Annotated in this window: 13 protein-coding genes; 11 read left to right on the top strand and 2 right to left on the bottom strand. The window is 48.6% G+C overall.

What is annotated here, in order from left to right; genetic code table 11:
• Positions 1-110 precede the first annotated feature (110 nt).
• The 9 genes from tuf to BST96_RS04700 all read left to right on the top strand — a co-directional run bounded on the left by tuf (position 111) and on the right by BST96_RS04700 (position 10,952).
• Positions 111-1,334 (top strand): elongation factor Tu, encoded by a 1,224-nt coding sequence (tuf, locus tag BST96_RS04740; protein ID WP_085757595.1) that lies wholly within the window; start codon positions 111-113, stop codon positions 1,332-1,334.
• Between the two features lie 173 nt (positions 1,335-1,507).
• Entirely contained in the window at positions 1,508-2,218 is a 711-nt protein-coding gene (gene sfsA, locus BST96_RS04735) for a DNA/RNA nuclease SfsA (protein ID WP_085757594.1), read from the top strand.
• Between the two features lie 214 nt (positions 2,219-2,432).
• On the top strand, positions 2,433-3,881 hold the full coding sequence (locus tag BST96_RS04730) for a carotenoid oxygenase family protein (protein ID WP_085757593.1): 1,449 nt from the start codon (positions 2,433-2,435) through the stop codon (positions 3,879-3,881).
• Positions 3,882-4,128: 247 nt separating this feature from the next.
• On the top strand, positions 4,129-5,958 hold the full coding sequence (locus BST96_RS04725) for an ABC transporter ATP-binding protein (RefSeq protein WP_085757592.1): 1,830 nt from the start codon (positions 4,129-4,131) through the stop codon (positions 5,956-5,958).
• Positions 5,959-6,038: 80 nt separating this feature from the next.
• Entirely contained in the window at positions 6,039-6,608 is a 570-nt protein-coding gene (locus BST96_RS04720) for a cupin domain-containing protein (protein ID WP_085757591.1), read from the top strand.
• Positions 6,609-6,825: 217 nt separating this feature from the next.
• Positions 6,826-8,169 (top strand): glutamine synthetase family protein, encoded by a 1,344-nt coding sequence (locus tag BST96_RS04715; RefSeq protein WP_240554892.1) that lies wholly within the window; start codon positions 6,826-6,828, stop codon positions 8,167-8,169.
• A gap of 19 nt (positions 8,170-8,188) precedes the next feature.
• The gene (locus BST96_RS04710) at positions 8,189-9,577 is read left to right on the top strand and encodes an aspartate aminotransferase family protein (RefSeq protein ID WP_085757589.1); all 1,389 of its coding nucleotides are present in this window, start codon (positions 8,189-8,191) and stop codon (positions 9,575-9,577) included.
• Between the two features lie 27 nt (positions 9,578-9,604).
• Entirely contained in the window at positions 9,605-10,474 is an 870-nt protein-coding gene (locus BST96_RS04705; protein WP_085757588.1) for a hypothetical protein, read from the top strand.
• A gap of 226 nt (positions 10,475-10,700) precedes the next feature.
• Entirely contained in the window at positions 10,701-10,952 is a 252-nt protein-coding gene (locus tag BST96_RS04700; protein WP_085757587.1) for a hypothetical protein, read from the top strand.
• 6 nt (positions 10,953-10,958) lie between these two features.
• Here BST96_RS04700 and BST96_RS04695 read toward each other — a convergent pair whose 3' ends face one another.
• Positions 10,959-11,438: a Crp/Fnr family transcriptional regulator gene (locus BST96_RS04695; protein WP_085757586.1), complete on the bottom strand. Its 480-nt coding sequence runs from the start codon at positions 11,436-11,438 to the stop codon at positions 10,959-10,961.
• 232 nt (positions 11,439-11,670) lie between these two features.
• Here BST96_RS04695 and mrcB point away from each other — a divergent pair, with 232 nt between their 5' ends.
• Positions 11,671-13,878: a penicillin-binding protein 1B gene (gene mrcB / locus BST96_RS04690; protein WP_085757585.1), complete on the top strand. Its 2,208-nt coding sequence runs from the start codon at positions 11,671-11,673 to the stop codon at positions 13,876-13,878.
• Positions 13,879-13,943: 65 nt separating this feature from the next.
• Complete coding sequence (locus BST96_RS04685) at positions 13,944-15,383, top strand: M48 family metalloprotease (protein WP_157117854.1); 1,440 nt, start codon at positions 13,944-13,946, stop codon at positions 15,381-15,383.
• A 304-nt stretch (positions 15,384-15,687) separates the two neighbouring features.
• Here the strand turns inward: BST96_RS04685 and BST96_RS04680 are convergent, their stop codons facing one another.
• Positions 15,688-17,160 carry an ATP-binding cassette domain-containing protein gene (locus BST96_RS04680; RefSeq protein ID WP_085757584.1) on the bottom strand — a complete coding sequence of 491 codons (1,473 nt, stop codon included), beginning with the start codon at positions 17,158-17,160 and terminating at the stop codon, positions 15,688-15,690.
• Positions 17,161-17,171 lie beyond the last annotated feature (11 nt).

The following is a 17,171-nucleotide window of genomic DNA, read 5'->3' as shown; positions in this document are numbered from 1 at the left end:
TATGATGCGCGCCCAAGGCATGTATTGTTACTGCCACAGGTGGCTCAACTAGCGGTCTAGCGCTAGATTAAGACCCCACTTATTAATGATGAAAAATGAGGACTAGCGCAGTGGCTAAAGAAAAATTTGAACGCACCAAACCACACGTCAACGTTGGTACTATCGGACACGTTGACCATGGTAAAACTACTCTAACAGCGGCTTTGACTCGCGTAGCTTCCGAAGTATTCGGCGGTGAAGCGGTAGATTTCGCTAACATCGATAACGCTCCTGAAGAGCGCGAGCGTGGTATCACTATCGCAACGTCTCACGTTGAGTACGATACGCCAGATCGCCACTACGCCCACGTAGATTGCCCGGGACACGCGGATTACGTTAAAAACATGATCACAGGTGCTGCTCAGATGGACGGCGCTATCCTGGTATGTGGCGCGACTGACGGCCCAATGCCTCAGACTCGTGAGCACATCCTGCTGTCACGTCAGGTCGGTGTACCTTACGTTGTCGTATTCCTGAACAAAGCTGACCTGCTAGCTGAAGATTGCGGCGGTGCCGGTTCTGAAGAATACCTGGAAATGCTTGAGTTGGTAGAAATGGAGCTGCGTGAGCTTCTGGATACTTACGAATTCCCAGGCGACGACACGCCAATCATCCCGGGTTCTGCGTTAATGGCTCTAGAAGGCAAAGACGACAATGAACTGGGTACAACTGCGGTTAAGACACTGCTTGAGACTCTGGATTCTTATATCCCTGAGCCAGAGCGTGCGATCGATGGCGACTTCATTATGCCTATCGAAGACGTATTCTCAATCTCTGGTCGTGGTACGGTTGTTACCGGTCGTGTTGAGCGCGGCATCATCAACACTGGCGACGAAGTAGAAATCGTTGGTATCCGTGAAACACAGAGCACTACCTGTACGGGTGTTGAGATGTTCCGTAAGCTGCTTGACGAAGGTCGTGCGGGTGAGAACATCGGTGCACTACTGCGTGGTACCAAGCGTGAAGAAGTAGAGCGCGGTCAGGTTCTTTGTAAGCCGGGTTCAATCAAGCCACACACCAAGTTCGAAGCAGAAGTGTATGTGTTGGGTAAAGATGAAGGTGGTCGTCACACGCCATTCTTTAAAGGCTACCGTCCACAGTTCTACTTCCGTACGACTGATATCACCGGTGCTTGTGAATTGCCAGAAGGTACAGAAATGGTCATGCCAGGTGACAACGTACAGATGGTAGTTACCCTGATCAACCCAATCGCGATGGACGAAGGTTTACGCTTCGCTATCCGTGAAGGTGGTCGTACTGTTGGTGCGGGTGTTGTTGCCAAGATTATCGAATAAGTTCGAGTCTTGATGCTATACCAAAAGAGGCTGCCTTCGGGTGGCCTTTTTTTATTGTGGGGTGGTGGTGGATTACAATCCACCCTACGGCTGCTCCCTCTCTTGTAGGGTGGATTGTAATCCACCAAACCTATCCAATATATGAGCAAGCAAAATAAGTTACCATCCCCACCATGAAACTTCCTCCATTACTCAAAGCAACATTAATAAAACGCTACAAACGCTTTCTGGCTGATGTGGTTTTAGACAGTGGTGAAACCCTTACTGCCCATTGTCCAAACACCGGGGCGATGACCGGCTGCGCTGAGCCCAATTCCACCGTCTGGCTCTCAACTTCAGACAACCCTAAACGTAAATACCCCAACACTTGGGAGTTAGTACAAACCCCGGAAAACCACATGGCTTGTATTCATTCAGCCAAAGCTAACGATCTGGTGAAAGAGGCTATAGAGTCGGGCGTAATCACCGAGCTGCAAAACTACGACTCAATCCGTACCGAAGTAAAATACGGTGCAGAAAACAGCCGCATAGATCTATTGTTAGAGTCCGATAAACAACAGTGCTATATAGAGGTCAAAAGTGTCACCTTATTACTGGATAATGGCCTTGGTGTTTTCCCAGATGCAGTGAGTGAGCGTGGTCGCAAGCATTTGCGTGAATTAATTGAGATGGTGCAGCAGGGGCATAGGGCGGTGTTGTTCTTCTGTGTGCAGCATAGCGGTATTGAACGGGTGGCTCCGGCGGATGCTATTGATGCAAAGTATGGCGATACCTTTCGTGAGGCATTGGCGGCTGGAGTTGAGGTATTGGCTTATGGTGCGGAGGTCTCCGTTGAGGAGATTTGCTTAAGTCATGTGTTACCGGTGTTGCATCAACAGCCATAGCTGTTCCCGCTTTATTCCCTAACGTTATTTGTAGGGTGGATTATAATCCATCGCTTTTGCCTGGTCCGGGCTGGGCTTTGGTGGATTGTAATCCGCCCTACATTTGGTGGGGTTTTGGCAATAAATTTTTAAAATGGCCACATTGGCTATTTATCAGACGATATCTTCCTATGTTAAAGTCTGGTCATAGATTTTTACCTGGATAGAGATAATTATGAATACAGCAGTAAACATGGATCAACTTCCCACCATTAAAGGTAACTTTGAAGCTCAGGAACAGGAGTTTGATTTTTGGGTGGATACTATTGAAGGTAAAGTCCCTGAAGACCTAACCGGTTCTTTCTACCGCAACGGCCCCGGGCGATTAAAGCTGGGTGACGAAGAATTTGGTCACTGGTTTGATGGCGACGGAATGATTGCCCGTACCACCTTTAGAGATGGCAAAGTCCATTTTGCCAATAAATTTATTCGTACCCCTAAATATGTCAAAGAAACCGCCGCTGGTAAAATGATTTACCGTGGTTTTGGTGGCGCGCCCAAAGGCAGTATTTTGCGTCGTTTCGCTTTGCCTGCACAGCCGGCTAATACCGGTTTGATTTTACATGGCGGTAAATTTTTAGCTCTGGGTGAAGGCGGTCGTCCTTTTGCGGTGGAGCCGGACACCTTAGATACCGAAGGGGAATACAACTACGATGGTCGCCTGGGTAAAACCTTTAGTGCTCACGGTAAAAAGAATCCCTTTACCGGCTACTACTATAACTTTGGTATGCGCTTTGGTGCCAAGCCCAGTTTTGATTTTTATAAAATTTCTCCCAGCGGTACTTTGGTTGATAGCGCAACGTTTTATCTTGACCATATGCCCATGTTGCATGACTTTGCCTTAACGGAAAATTATGCGATTTTTATTCAGTCTTCAGTCGGTATGAGTGCCAATCCATTGCCGATTTTATTGGGCGGTTCAGTGGCGGATGCCATGCAATTTGATAATCGCCTGCGTAATAAAATTATTGTGATTGATTTGCATAATTTAAAACTGGTGGATGAGATTGATATTGAGCCGCTGGCCTCGCTGCATTTTGGTAACGCTTATGAGAAAAATAATGAGCTGCACTTTGATATTATTCAAACTAAAGAGTCCGCATACAGCACACCGACCCGAAAAAATAAGCCATTAAATATATTTGACCCCGATGTGGATTTTAAAATGGGTGGCGGTGAGTATATGCGCTTTGTGGTAAATCTGCGCCATGGTACAGCGATTAAAGAAGTGATTAACGATGCCTTGCTGGGTGAATTTCCCCAGTGGGACTGGACCTTATCTACCAAGGAAAACCGTTATGCCTTATCTACGGCTTACCCTGAAGGTGGCCCGAAAACCTATTTTACCGGTATCCAGAAAATTGATCGCCAAACTGGCAAGGTTGAGGTGCATGATTTTGGTAATTACCGTTTTACCGGTGAGCCTTTAATGGTCGCCAAGGCCAATGCCAAGTCCGAAGATGAGTTTTGGGCCATGTGCTATGTCTATAACGGCAATACCGATAAAACCGAAGTGGTGATTATCGATAGCGAAGATTTTACTGGCGAGCAGGCGGTGATTAAACTGGACTTCCATATGCCTCAGGGCTTTCATGGTATGTTTACCCCTAAGGTGTATGTGTAGTTTTTACTAAGCTACCTATCATTTAAAAACCCCCAAGACCTGATGGTCTTGGGGGTTTTTATTTTGTTATCATTGCCCACCATATTATCTGCCCCATCCTTCTCGTGAAGGCGTATTGTAGCGTCGGCGTTTATTGTGGGGTGGATTATAATCCACCAAGGCCCAGTTCAGCGTCGTCATAACTGGTGGATTATAATCCACCCTACGGGCTATATTATCTAAACAAGTCAATTGGCAATCAGTTTCTATGTTTAGCTTTTTTGAAAAACTCGTTGATCCCTTTCCGCCGGCGCCGCCCTCCCAGCCACCCAAGGGCGTGTATGCTTTTTGCCGCCACTATACCCAGGGTATTGAACGCTATTTAATTTGGATGGCAATCACTACCGCTATTCTGGCAGTGGCCGAAGCGATGCTCTATGGCATTTTAGGGCAGTTGGTGGACTGGCTGGCCAGTAAAGAGCGCGCCGATTTTTTAGCACAGGAATGGCCAACATTACTTGCCATGTCCATTTTTCTCCTGGTGTTTATTCCTGCTGTGGTGATTATTAATTCCATGCTGGTACACCAGACGCTAATGGGTAATTTTCCTATGCTGGTGCGCTGGCAAGCACACCGTTATTTGCTGGGCCAAAGCTATGGTTTTTTCCAAAATGAATTTAGTGGGCGGGTAGCGACCAAAGTGATGCAAACCGCCCTGGCGGTGCGCGAGTCGGTCATGAAGGTGCTGGATGTGATGCTCTTTATTAGCGTCTATCTGGTGACCACGATTATTTTAGTGGCCAGTGCCGATTGGCGACTCTGTTTGCCGCTATTACTTTGGTTGGTCGCTTACACAGTGGTGCTGCGTTATTTTGTGCCGCGGCTGCAATCTATTTCGATGCGGCAGGCGGATGCCCGGGCGCTAATGACCGGGCGTATTGTTGATAGTTATACCAATATCCTGACCCTGAAACTGTTTTCCCATAACGAGCGGGAAGCGGATTATGTGCAGCATGGGATGAATGAGTTTTTGCAAACCGTTCATCCGCAAATGCGGTTGGTGACCTGGCTGAATATTTATGTCTGGGGGCTGAATATGTTGCTGGTTTTTGCCACCGCTGCCACCGGTATTTTTCTTTGGATGCAGGGCAGTATTACCCCCGGTGCCATTGCGATTGCTATGAGTATTGCGGTGCGGATTAGCGGCATGTCCCACTGGGTCATGTGGGAGATTAGTAATCTATTTGAAAATATTGGCACAGTGCAGGATGGTATTAATACGGTGTCCAATAAGCAGTCTGTTACTGATGACAACGGTGCCCAGCCACTACAGGTTAGTCAGGGCGCTATCGATTTCCGCCATATCCGTTTTAGTTATGGTGGTCAGCGGTCAGTATTTGACGGTCTGGACTTACGGATTCAGCCGGGAGAAAAGGTCGGTATTGTCGGCCGTTCAGGGGCCGGTAAATCTACGCTGGTGAATTTAATGATGCGCTTTTACGATTTGGATAGCGGTGCAATCTGTATCGATGGCACCGATCTGAGGGGCGTAACTCAGGAAAGTCTGCGAGCATCGATAGCGATGGTGAGCCAGGATACCTCGCTGCTATTTCGCTCGGTGCGGGAAAATATCATTTTTGGTCGCCCCGATGCCACTGAAGAGCAGCTTATCAATGCTGCCAAGCGGGCCCATGCCGATGAATTTATTCAGCAGTTGCAGGATGCAGAAGGGCGCCGTGGTTACGATGCCCATGTCGGTGAGCGGGGCGTCAGCCTTTCCGGTGGCCAGCGCCAGCGGATAGCTATTGCCAGAGTTCTATTGAAAGATGCGCCGATCCTGGTGCTGGATGAAGCCACCTCAGCACTGGACTCAGAAGTGGAAGCCGGTATTCAGCAGAGCCTTTATGATTTGATGGAGGGCAAGACAGTACTGGCTATCGCCCACCGCTTATCAACGATTGCGGCGATGGACCGTTTGATCGTACTGGATCATGGGCGCATTGTGGAGCAGGGCTCCCATGCCGAGCTAATCGCCAACAACGCACTGTATGCCCAGCTCTGGGCCCATCAAAGCGGTGGTTTTTTGGGGCTAAGATAAGTATTAACCCTGCTAGACAGCTCGGTGATGATATTCTACAGTGTCAATTAATTTCAACAGCTACTACGGATTTGAGACTCATGACCGTCGATGTCGGTGCCCGATTACAGGCTGTGCGCAAGTTAAAGGGCCTATCCCAGCGTGAATTAGCCAAGCGTGTAGGGGTTACCAATAGCACCATCTCCCTGATTGAGCAGAATCGCGTCAGTCCTTCAGTAGGTTCCCTGAAAAAGGTATTGGATGGCATCCCTATGTCGATGGCGGAGTTCTTTGCCGCCGATGAAGAGCAGCCCCGACACTCCCCATTCTATGGCGAAGAAGACCAGCCCAACCTTGGCCAGAAAGGGATTGATTACTTTTTGGTAGGGGCGGGACAGCCAGACCGGTCGATTGAGGTCCTGCGTGAAATTATGCAGCCTGGCTCCGATACCGGCGAAGACCGTATTCGTCATAGCGGCGATGAAGGCGGCGTTGTAGTGTCAGGGCAGCTGGAATTAACGGTGGGTGAAGAGACACAGCTGCTAGGGCCCAATGAGGGCTATTACTTCCAGGGTTCTACGCCGCATCGATTTCGTTCCGTGGGTGATCAGCCTCTGGTAATAGTGAGTGCTAATACCTCTCCGCGCTCCAGAGGTGAGTCTGCCAAGTAGTTTTTCAATAATATCAATGGTTTATAGATTTTTTGCTTGCTCTGGATGGCAGCTCAGGCAACAACATGGCACGTTTGGCTGCTTATAATCAACGCTTTTGTTGAAAATATTCAACATCAATAGTAACGTTACAGCGCTGGGTCCTGAATTAGGGGCTATGCTGAAATTTACCCTGAACAAACACCTCAGCAATATAAAGCTAACAAAGGAAATATTCGTGGAAAACGGCGATCTTAAAAACTGGTTAAACGAACGCAAAATCACCGAAGTCGAGTGTCTGGTACCGGATATGACCGGCAATGCCCGGGGCAAAATTATTCCTGCGGATAAGTTTATTGATGAGGGCGGCATGCGCCTGCCCGAAACGATTTTTCTGCAAACCGTCACCGGAGAGTGGCCTGATGATATGGATGATGTGGTTCATGAGGCTGACAGGGATATGGTGGCATCGCCAGATTTATCGGCGGCGCGCATGGTGCCCTGGGTAAAAGACCCCACTGCACAAATTATCCACGACTGCTTTGAACCCAATGGTAAAGCCCATGAACTATCGCCGCGCAATATTCTAAAGCGGGTTATCAAGCTGTATGAGGACGAGGGCTTACAGCCTGTGGTGGCGCCCGAAGTCGAATTTTTTCTGGTGAAGAAAAATACCAATCCGGATTTCCCCCTGGAGCCGCCAGTCGGCCGCTCAGGCCGCCCGGAAACCGCCAGACAGTCTTATAGTATCGATGCCGTTAATGAATTCGATCCACTATTTGAAGATATGTATGACTACTGTGACGCCATGGGCTTGGATGTGGATACCTTGATCCATGAGTCCGGTGCTGCGCAGATGGAAGTTAATTTCTTACACGGCGACCCACTCAGCCTGGCGGATCAGGTGTTTTTATATAAACGCACCATGCGCGAAGTGGCGGCGCGCCATGATGTCTATGTCACCTTTATGGCCAAGCCTATGGATGGTGAGCCCGGCAGTTCTATGCATATTCACCAGAGCTTAATTGATCAGGCCAGTGGTAAAAATATTTTTAGTCAGGATGACGGTAGCCATACCGATGCCTTTATGAGCTATATAGCAGGCCTGCAAAAATATGTACCCGCCTCGATGGTATTTTTTGCCCCTAACGTTAATTCCTATCGCCGTATTATGCGCGATGAATCGGCCCCCATTAATGTGCAATGGGGAATGGATAATCGCACGGTAGGTTTACGTGTACCCCATTCCACTGCCGCCGCTACCCGTATTGAAAATCGTTTTGCGGGCGCAGATTCCAACCCTTATTTGGCCATTGCTTTGTCTTTGGCGTGTGGTTATCTGGGTATGAAGGAAAAACTTAAGCCAACAGAGATGCTTGAAGGCAGCGCTTATGATCTGCCTTTTGAATTACCCCGCAGCCTGGAACAGGCTTTAATCAAACTGAATGAATGCGAGCCGCTCAAAGATATTTTGGGGCATCGTTTTGTTCAGGCGTATAGCTCAGTAAAAACCAAAGAGTATGAAACATTTTTCCGTGTTATTAGTTCATGGGAACGAGAGTTTTTACTGTTAAATGTTTAAGTAATAAAGAGTTAAGATTATGAATAAACCACACAATCTGGATACAAGCGAACTACAAGCCATCGACCGTAAACACCACTTGCACCCGTTTACCGACAGCAAGGAGTTGAATGAGCAGGGTACTCGCGTTATTACTCGTGCTGACGGTGTTTATATTTGGGATTCGGAAGGCAATAAGCTACTCGACGGTATGGCGGGTCTATGGTGTGTCAATGTTGGCTATGGCCGCAAAGAATTGGCAGAAGTTGCCTATGAACAAATGTTAGAGCTGCCTTATTACAATAGTTTTTTCCAATGTACGACGCCACCAGCTATCGGCCTGGCTGAGATTTTGGCTGAGCTGGCCCCAGACCATATCAACCGGGTATTTTTCACTGGCTCCGGTTCGGAGAGTAACGACACCGTGATAAGAATGGTTCGTCGTTACTGGGATTTATTAGGTGAGCCACAAAAGTCTGTGATTATCAGCCGTAAAAATGCCTATCATGGTTCCACCATGGCCGGTGCCAGCTTGGGCGGTATGAAGTTTATGCATGAGCAGGGCGGCTTACCCATTCCTGGTATTGTGCATATTGACCAGCCCTATTGGTATGCTGAAGGCGGCGATCAAGACCCGGAAGAGTTTGGTTTAAACGTCGCGCAGCAATTAGAGGCCACCATCCTCGATATGGGGCTGGACCGCATCGGCGCGTTTATTGCCGAGCCTTTACAAGGTGCTGGCGGTGTTATTATTCCTCCCGATTCTTACTGGCCGGAAATTGGCCGTATCTGTGATAAGTACGGCATCTTATTAATTGCCGACGAAGTGATTTGTGGTTTTGGCCGTACCGGTAAATGGTTCGGTTCTGATTACTTTGGTATCAAGCCTGACTTTATGCCAATTGCAAAAGGTTTGTCCTCCGGGTATTTACCCATCGGCGGGGTGATGGTTAGCGACCGTGTAGCCGATGTACTCACCGATAAGTGCGGTGAGTTTGCCCACGGTTATACCTATTCCGGCCATCCGGCAGCCGCTGCGGTTGCGCTAAAAAATCTGCAGATACTGCGTGATGAACATATTATTGAGACGGTAGAAAAAGATACCGGACCCTATTTGCAAAAGCGTTGGCGTGAATTGGAAAATCACCCGCTGGTTGGTGAGGCCAGAGGTGTTGGTTTAGTCGGCGCTATTGAGATTGTTAAAGACAAAGACAAACGCGAATTTTTCCCGAAAGAAGGAACCGTAGGTGGCGTCTGCCGTGACGCTTGTATTCGCAATGGGCTGGTTATGCGCGCGGTAGGTGATACGATGATTATTTCGCCACCATTGATTATTACAAAAGAGCAAATTGATGAGCTTATTGAAAAGGCATTAAAGAGCCTGGATGAAACCGCGGCTGCGATTCCCGGTATCAACTTTGAAGACTAATAAAAAATAAAGCCGGAGTGCGTTTCGATGACCAGTAGTTCAAGCAGTGCAGAGTCTTTGCCCCCTTCATCGGGACACTCCGGCGGTTTTCTGCTGTTTCAGTTTTTTAAGTACACCGTTTATCTATTGCTTAGTTATAATATTGTACTGTTCTTTCAGGAAGATTATCTGGCCAGCGCACATACCTTTAAAGACGGTGTTTCTTTTGGCGAATTGGTAGAAGCTTTTTCCGCCACGGTTGATACCTCGGCCTGGGTTTTATTGCTGCTTTTATTTGAGTTGGAAACCTTTGTTCTCGATGATGAAAAGATTCGCGGCTGGGTAAAGTGGTCTCTGCATGGCATTCGGTCTTTATGCTATCTGTTGATTCTTTATGCTTTGTACGGCTATGTTGTAAAGCTGCTGCTGATGTTAAATATCTCCCCTTATCAGGTGGCCGATGCCTGCAGCCTGGTCAATAGTGGTTTTGCCTATATCGTCTCATTGGATGATTACCTGGATATTGATGCTGCCAGCTGTGTGCTGCTTAATGGTCAGGAATTATTTCGGGTCAACACGCTCGATTTAATTAGTACACAGGGTCCCATGGAAAATGCACAGCGCCTGGCCTGGGCTGATGTGATAAATGCCTCGGCCTGGGTGTTAGTGGTTATTGTGTTAGAGATCGATGTATTGCTGCAATTAAAGGGCGGGCTGCAAGGGATGGTCAGAACGCTAAGCAAGTGGCTCAAGGTTGTGCTCTATTCAATCTTATTTGCTGCGGCCGTTTACTGGGGCTTTGATGGTGACTTTCTGGATTTCTGGGATGCCTTTTTATGGCTGGTGGCCTTTATTTTTATTGAGCTAAATATTTTCCAGTGGTCCGAGGAATTGCAGGAAAATAAGGCCGCTCAATAGCTTACTTATAATACTTACCTTTCTTTTAGTCATTTAAATGACATCTTGTTATGGCGTTTTTTTATGGATGCCAACTTTTGTGGGTATTTTGACAACTATTACCATGAAAACCATGATGTAATTCTAAGTCTTGCCGCTAGAATTACGGTTAACAAACCAATACAACTGAATAAAAGTTTTAAGATCAATAGGTGGGCCTTCTAGCGATTGGCCAAGGAGCGGTAAAGTGACTTCGATTTATGAAGCCAGTGCAGGATTGAAAGTCTTGCCAGCAGCAGTGATACAGCAATTCCAGTTTACCGAAGCCGAGTCCGTGCTTTGTCTGGGTTTGGTGCAGGGAAAGTCTATTGACGACGTGGCTGATGAAAATAGCCAGCCTCGTGAAATTCTTCGAGATCAATTCCATAATTTGCTGGTGAAAACCGGCACCGACAATGAAGCCAAATTGGTGACTGTCGTCTTATCCAGTGCGGAGTAGCAGGGTTTAAGAAGACAGCGTATCGCTACTGGCAATTTGTAGTTGAAACCAGCGGTCATCAGCGGCGCGCAGGCGACGGCTGACTTCCCGGCCAATATTCATTTGAATAATTAAAAACTGTTCGCTGTCTTGCTGAAATAGACTGAGCAGAGCGGAAGAGGGTATCTTTATTGCAGTGCAATCGGTCTCTGCTCTAACCGAGGCGCTGCGGGGCGTAAAATCAATCAGTGCCAGTTCACCAAAGCAGTCGCCATCGTTGGCATAGCGCAGAATATATTCCTTATCATCATACTGTTTAAAAATAACCGTGCTACCCTGTTCGATCAAAAACAGTGAGTCGCCTTTCTCGCCCTGATGAAAGAAATAATCCCCCGCCTTTACTTTCAGGGTTTTGGATTGGCCCAGAATCAATGCTACGCTGGCATCATTAATCGCGCCAAAAAAAGGCATGGATTGTAAGAGGTGAATGCGCTCTTCTGCTGTCATTATTATACTTCCCCAACTGGGCCGCGCTGATAGCGCTGGCTAAAGCCTGATGATATAGGCTAAATTTTGGTCGCCTATTATCCGCTTTGCTCATGCGAATGCAATGTTCTATTTCGCAGATTGGTTCACACAGGGTAGCTTGGCTTGATATATTATTAGCCTCCCTTTATCCGAGTAATCCATTTTGGCCAAAAAGAAGAAAAAGCCGTCTCCTGCTTTCCCCTGGTGGAAGATGTGTTTGGCCCTGGCAGTATTGCTGATGGGGGCGTTGATCTACCTTGATGCCAAAGTGCGTTATAGCCTCCATGAGCGTCAGTGGCAATTACCGGCCAGAGTCTATGCCCGTGCCTTATCCCTCTATCCGCAAAAATTATTAGCAGCTGATGACCTGCATAGAGAGCTGAAACAGTTGGGCTATCAAGCAGGGGATGACCGCCAGCCCGGCAGTGTTAGGCGTGAAGGTGATCAATTCTGGATTTACAGCCGGGGTTTTCAATCGCCGGACTATACTGTTAAGCCGCTGCGTTTCTCCGTGCGCTTTAACAATAACACCGTGGTCCAGTTAGAGCGTATTGGCGGTAGTGCATTAAGTCGTGTCCAGTTGGAACCCATGGAAATTGGCAGCATCTACTCCAGTCACCGTGAAGACCGGCTCTTGGTCAAACTGGAGCAAGTACCGCAAAGCTTGCGAGATATTTTATTGTTGATTGAGGACCGTGACTTTTATCAGCATCTCGGTTTATCACCTCGTGCCATTGCCCGGGCTATGCTGACCAATATAAAGGCGGGTCGTACGCTACAGGGTGGCAGTACCATCACCCAGCAGTTGGTAAAAAATGTGTTTCTATCTTCCGACCGGCGTTTATGGCGTAAAGGGGTTGAAGCCATTATGTCCCTGTTAGTCGAGCTGCACTTTAGTAAAGATGAGATATTGCAGTCCTACCTGAATGAAGTCTATCTCGGCCAGGAAGGCCCCCGTGCTATCCATGGCTTTGCTCTGGCCAGTCGGCATTATTTTAATCGGCCTTTAGCCGAGTTGGATGCCAGTCAAATAGCCTTGCTGGTCGGTATGGTGAAAGGCCCTTCCTACTATGACCCATGGCGCAACCCCGAGCGGGCCACAGAACGTCGCAATACCGTGTTACAGGTGATGGCAAAACATCAGTTGATATCACCGCAGCAGCAACAGCAGTTTGCCGGCCAGCCTTTGGGGCTGGCCAAGGCTAACGCATTGGCTAATGTTTACCCCGCTTATCTGGATCTGGTACGTCGGCAACTGCGCAGGGACTATAGCAAGCAAAGCCTGCAAACTAAGGGAATGAAAATATTTACCGCGTTTGACCCGATCGTACAGCGCCATGCGGAGTTAAGCCTGGCCTCCATGCTGAAAGATAAAGCGGCTGAACAGCAGGCGGCTATGGTGGTTACCGATGTGAATAATGGCGATGTAGTGGCTGTGGTCGGTGGGCGTCAAATGCGTTATGCCGGTTTTAACCGCGCGCTGGATGCAGTACGGCCTATCGGCTCGCTGATAAAACCGGCCGTCTATCTGGCGGCCTTGCAGCAGCCCAAGCGTTATACCCTGGCTACCTCGATCAGTGATGGCCCGGTAGAGGTTAAAGGGCGAGACGGTTCTCTTTGGCAGCCCCGCAACTTTGATCGGAAAAGCCATGGCCAGGTATTGTTACATCGCGCTTTGGCGAAATCTTATAATCAGGCTACGGCTCGTCTGGGTATGGACGTTGGTTTGGCCGAGGTGATTGATGTGGTGGCAAACCTTGGGGTCAAGCGTTCGGTGGCGCCGCTACCGTCTATGTTGTTGGGGGCGGTGGCTTTATCGCCGCTGGAAGTTGCCAGTATGTATCAAACTATTGCCTCTACGGGGGTCTACAGTCCTCTGCGATCTATTGTTGATATTGCTGACAATAACGGCAAGGCTGTGGCGCGCTATCCCGTTGTGCAGCAGCAGGTGATAGCAAAACCGGTGATGCATTTATTGCATTACGCCATGGTTGAGGTTGTTGAAGAGGGCACCGGTAAATTGGTTTACCAGAGTTTGCCCCGCGCCTACCGCGTCGCCGGTAAAACCGGCACCACCAATGATCTGCGTGATTCCTGGTTTGCCGGTTTTGCGGGAGATTATCTCGCGGTGGTTTGGATGGGCAGGGATGATAATAAAAGTGCTGGCTTAACCGGCAGTGCTGGAGCCTTAACGGTATGGCGAGAGTTTATTGCCAGAGCCAGCCATCGGCCGCTGGATTTTTCCGTGCCTCCTGGTATTGCCTACCATTGGGTTAACGAAGAGACCGGGCTGTTAAGCCGAGAGGTCTGTGAAGGCTCGCGCTATATGCCTTTTTTACAGGGTACCGCGCCTACTCAGCGTGATAGCTGTGATGCCAGTTTGCCCGGAGTTATCAGGTGGTTTAAAAATTTATTTTAGTGTTTTTTATTATCAGTTGGGGTCTAATAGTTTTCTCGCTTGCCCCTTTATCAAGGACCATCACATTGACTAAATATTTTCTCCGGTCGTTATTATTTGCCTTCTTCTGCCTGTCTGCCTCATCGGCATCCTTGGCCCAGAGCAGTGAACTGCCGGAATTTGGCGAGAGCTATGCCACTACTATTGGTCAGGAGTACTTTTTAGGCCGGGCCTGGCTAATGTCATTTCGCCGTCAGGCGCCCACCATGGCAGACCCTTTGATTCAAACCTATGTTGAAGACCTGATCTATCGATTGGCAGCCACCAGTGAACTGAAAGACCGACGGCTGGAGCTGATTTTAGTCGACCAGCGCAGTATCAATGCCTTTGCCGTGCCCGGTGGTGTGGTCGGGGTCAATACCGGTTTAATGGATAAAGCGGAATCGGAAGCACAGTTTGCCTCAGTACTGACCCACGAATTGGCCCACGTTAGCCAGCGTCATTTTGCCCGTGGTATCGAAGCGCAAAAGAAAGCCTCAACCGCCATGATGGCCGGTTTATTAGCCGGTGTGTTATTGGCCGTTACCGAAGGGGGCGCTGAAGGGATGGCTGCGATGGCAGCGGGCTCAGCGGCGGGCATGCAAAGCAAGCTGCGTTATAGCCGCTTGCATGAACAAGAAGCTGACCGTATCGGCATGAAGAATATGGTACGTGCCCAGATGAACCCGCAAGGTGCGGAAGAGATGTTTAAAATTATGCAGGCTGAGTCCAGAGGTTATGCGCGTCCTCCGGAGTTTTTACTGACTCACCCCTTAACAGACCGCCGGATTAGTGATGCGCGCAACCGCTCACGTGAATACCCCCGCCAGGTTTACCCGGAAAATCTTGAATATCAATTAATGCGCTCACGAGTGGCGCTTAGTTATATCAAAGATGATGAAGAGGCGATTGCCCAGTTTCGGGATAAGCTGGCTAAAGGCGGGCGCAATGCTGAGCCACATCAGTATGGTTTGGTATTGGCGCTTATTCGTGGTGGGCAATACAAAGAGGCCAAAGAGTTATTGGCGCCTTTGCGCGAGTTCTCACCTTCTAATATGACCTACGGTTTAGCCGAGGCCGAGTTATTGGTGGCATCTGGCCAGCACGATAAAGCTCTTGAATTACTGAACCGGGGCATGGCTTTGGTGCCCGGTAATTATGCGATTTCCATGGCCCTGGCCGACGCTTATATTGAATGGGGGGAGCACCCTAAAGCGGCAGAGGTATTAGAGGTACTTGCCACCGAGCGCCCAAGAGACCCTAATGTCTGGTTTTTGTTAGCTGAAAGCCAGGGCAAGGCGGGCAATATTTTACGGGTCCATCAGGCCAGAGCCGAATACTTTGTACTGAACGGTGCAACCGGGCAGGCGCTGCAACAGCTGAAGTTTGCCCTGGCGATTAATAGCAACCCGCCCTTAACCAATACGCGTATCTCAGAGCGGATAAAACAGGTGCAGCAAATCCAAGTGGCAATGGGTCGCTTTTAGGGCAAAAAAAAGGCCTCTAAAATAGAGGCCTAAGAAGGGGTGAAACCTGGATGGCATGCTATCTCGATCTGGAGAAACCCATGCAGGTTTGTTCTCGAGATAAGCCAGTTAAATTTAGATGGCCCAGTCATTGGGTCATCGCAACTGCTTTTGTATAATCCTAATACATCTAAACAACCGTTTTTAAATTCCAGAATAGAATATACAAATAAGTGCGATTTTTAAAGTCAGCAGCTTCTTAAGCTGACCGTATTGTGGAAAATTACCACGATTTAAAGGCTTTCACGCTAATTATTACTGATTGTTAGCGCTTACTTACGGCGCTTGTGTAACCCCCTTCAGGGTGCGGGACAAGCTCCAGTTGCTGGTTTATGCAGCTGGGCATTTCATTGGCGCTATGGCTGACATAAAGAATATGGCAATCACCGCGCTCGGCGATTTTATCGATCAGAGCCAAAATTAATTCCCGGTGCGGCTTGTCCAGCCCAATGCAGGGTTCATCTAAAATCAAAACCAGCGGTGACTTCACCATGGCTCGTGCAAGCATCGCTAAACGCTGCTGGCCAAAAGATAGCCGGTTAAAGAATTGAGTGGCTATATCTTCCAGCCCCATCACCTTTAACCAGTCCAGAGCAATTTTGCGGTCTTTGCCGGTGCATTGCTGGTAGAGCCCAACACTGTCATAAAGACCTGAGGCGATAACCTCGGCAACGCGGGTACGGCCAACATGATTAAGTTGCAACTGGGTATTAACGATGCCAAATTTTTGCTTTAGCTCCTGAACACTTTCGCCGCTACCACGGGTATTGCCAAACAGGCTGATATGTTGGCCATAGGCTTTGTGGTTATCGCCGCTTAATAAACTGAGTAGCGTCGATTTGCCCGCCCCATTGGGCCCGGCGACCGCACAGTGCTGCCCCCAATCCAGACGCCAATTGATATCCGTTAAAATGGCTTGGTCGTTATAGCTAACATTCACATGCTGTAAATCCAGCAGAGGCTGCTCTTTGTTGATCGAATAGTTGCGCTCAATGGCGGGGGGTAAATCACCGATAGCAATGGTTTCCTGCTGCATCTCGGTTTTGGCCAGCACATCATCGTGCTCACCGCAGGCTTGAATCTCACCGTGCTCTAGCCACAAAATATGATCAATACTGTCAGGGATTTCATCGGTCTGTTTAATAAGCAGTAGAACTTTTAGCGAAGAGCGCAGTAGCTGGTCAATTAAGGTTTTTAGCTCAGCTTGCGATTGCTTGTCGAGACCTTCATAGGGGTTATCCAGAATCAGCAGTCTGGGCTGATTAAATAGGGCTCTGGCTAACAGGGCTTTACGGCTTTCACCGGTGGAGACAAAGCGAATACCGCGATCAAGAATATGATCTATATGGCACTGCTTGGCTATGGCGTGGAAGGCCTCATTGGGCTGATTTTTTTGCAGCACAATTTGAGCAACGGTAGTGCCTACATCAAAGGCATCATCCCGGTCTTCGCTATCGTCATAGCGAATATCGTGGTCAATCAGCTTGCGCTGCAGCTCAAAGCTCAGGTGCAGAATATCCTTGTCAGGGTCGAGACCGGCCTGCCGCTCAATGCTGCCCCGCTGTGGCCTCAGTTGATCGGTAATCAACTGCGCTATCGCACTTTTACCTGCGCCATTGCCGCCTAAAATTGCCCATTGCTGGCCCTGCTGCCAGTGCCAGTCAATATCCTGTAAAACCGGGTCCGTGCGATAAGCTGCCCAAACCTGTTTGAAGTGTATAATCGTGTCTGTATTCATGGGCGCGCATC

Source organism: Oceanicoccus sagamiensis (assembly GCF_002117105.1).
In the GTDB taxonomy this organism is placed as follows: Bacteria; Pseudomonadota; Gammaproteobacteria; order Pseudomonadales; family Dasaniaceae; genus Oceanicoccus; species Oceanicoccus sagamiensis.
Note: the sequence above shows the minus strand (reverse complement) of the source record. Positions and strands in the feature narration are given on the sequence as shown.

Coding starts and splice junctions, on each gene's coding strand:
- BST96_RS04720 (WP_085757591.1), top strand. CDS start 6,039: ATGACCGTCGATGTCGGTGCCCGATTACAGGCTGTGCGCAAGTTAAAG.
- BST96_RS04680 (WP_085757584.1), bottom strand. CDS start 17,160: ATGAATACAGACACGATTATACACTTCAAACAGGTTTGGGCAGCTTAT.
- BST96_RS04725 (WP_085757592.1), top strand. CDS start 4,129: ATGTTTAGCTTTTTTGAAAAACTCGTTGATCCCTTTCCGCCGGCGCCG.
- BST96_RS04695 (WP_085757586.1), bottom strand. CDS start 11,438: ATGACAGCAGAAGAGCGCATTCACCTCTTACAATCCATGCCTTTTTTT.
- BST96_RS04730 (WP_085757593.1), top strand. CDS start 2,433: ATGAATACAGCAGTAAACATGGATCAACTTCCCACCATTAAAGGTAAC.
- mrcB (WP_085757585.1), top strand. CDS start 11,671: ATGTGTTTGGCCCTGGCAGTATTGCTGATGGGGGCGTTGATCTACCTT.
- BST96_RS04705 (WP_085757588.1), top strand. CDS start 9,605: ATGACCAGTAGTTCAAGCAGTGCAGAGTCTTTGCCCCCTTCATCGGGA.
- sfsA (WP_085757594.1), top strand. CDS start 1,508: ATGAAACTTCCTCCATTACTCAAAGCAACATTAATAAAACGCTACAAA.
- BST96_RS04710 (WP_085757589.1), top strand. CDS start 8,189: ATGAATAAACCACACAATCTGGATACAAGCGAACTACAAGCCATCGAC.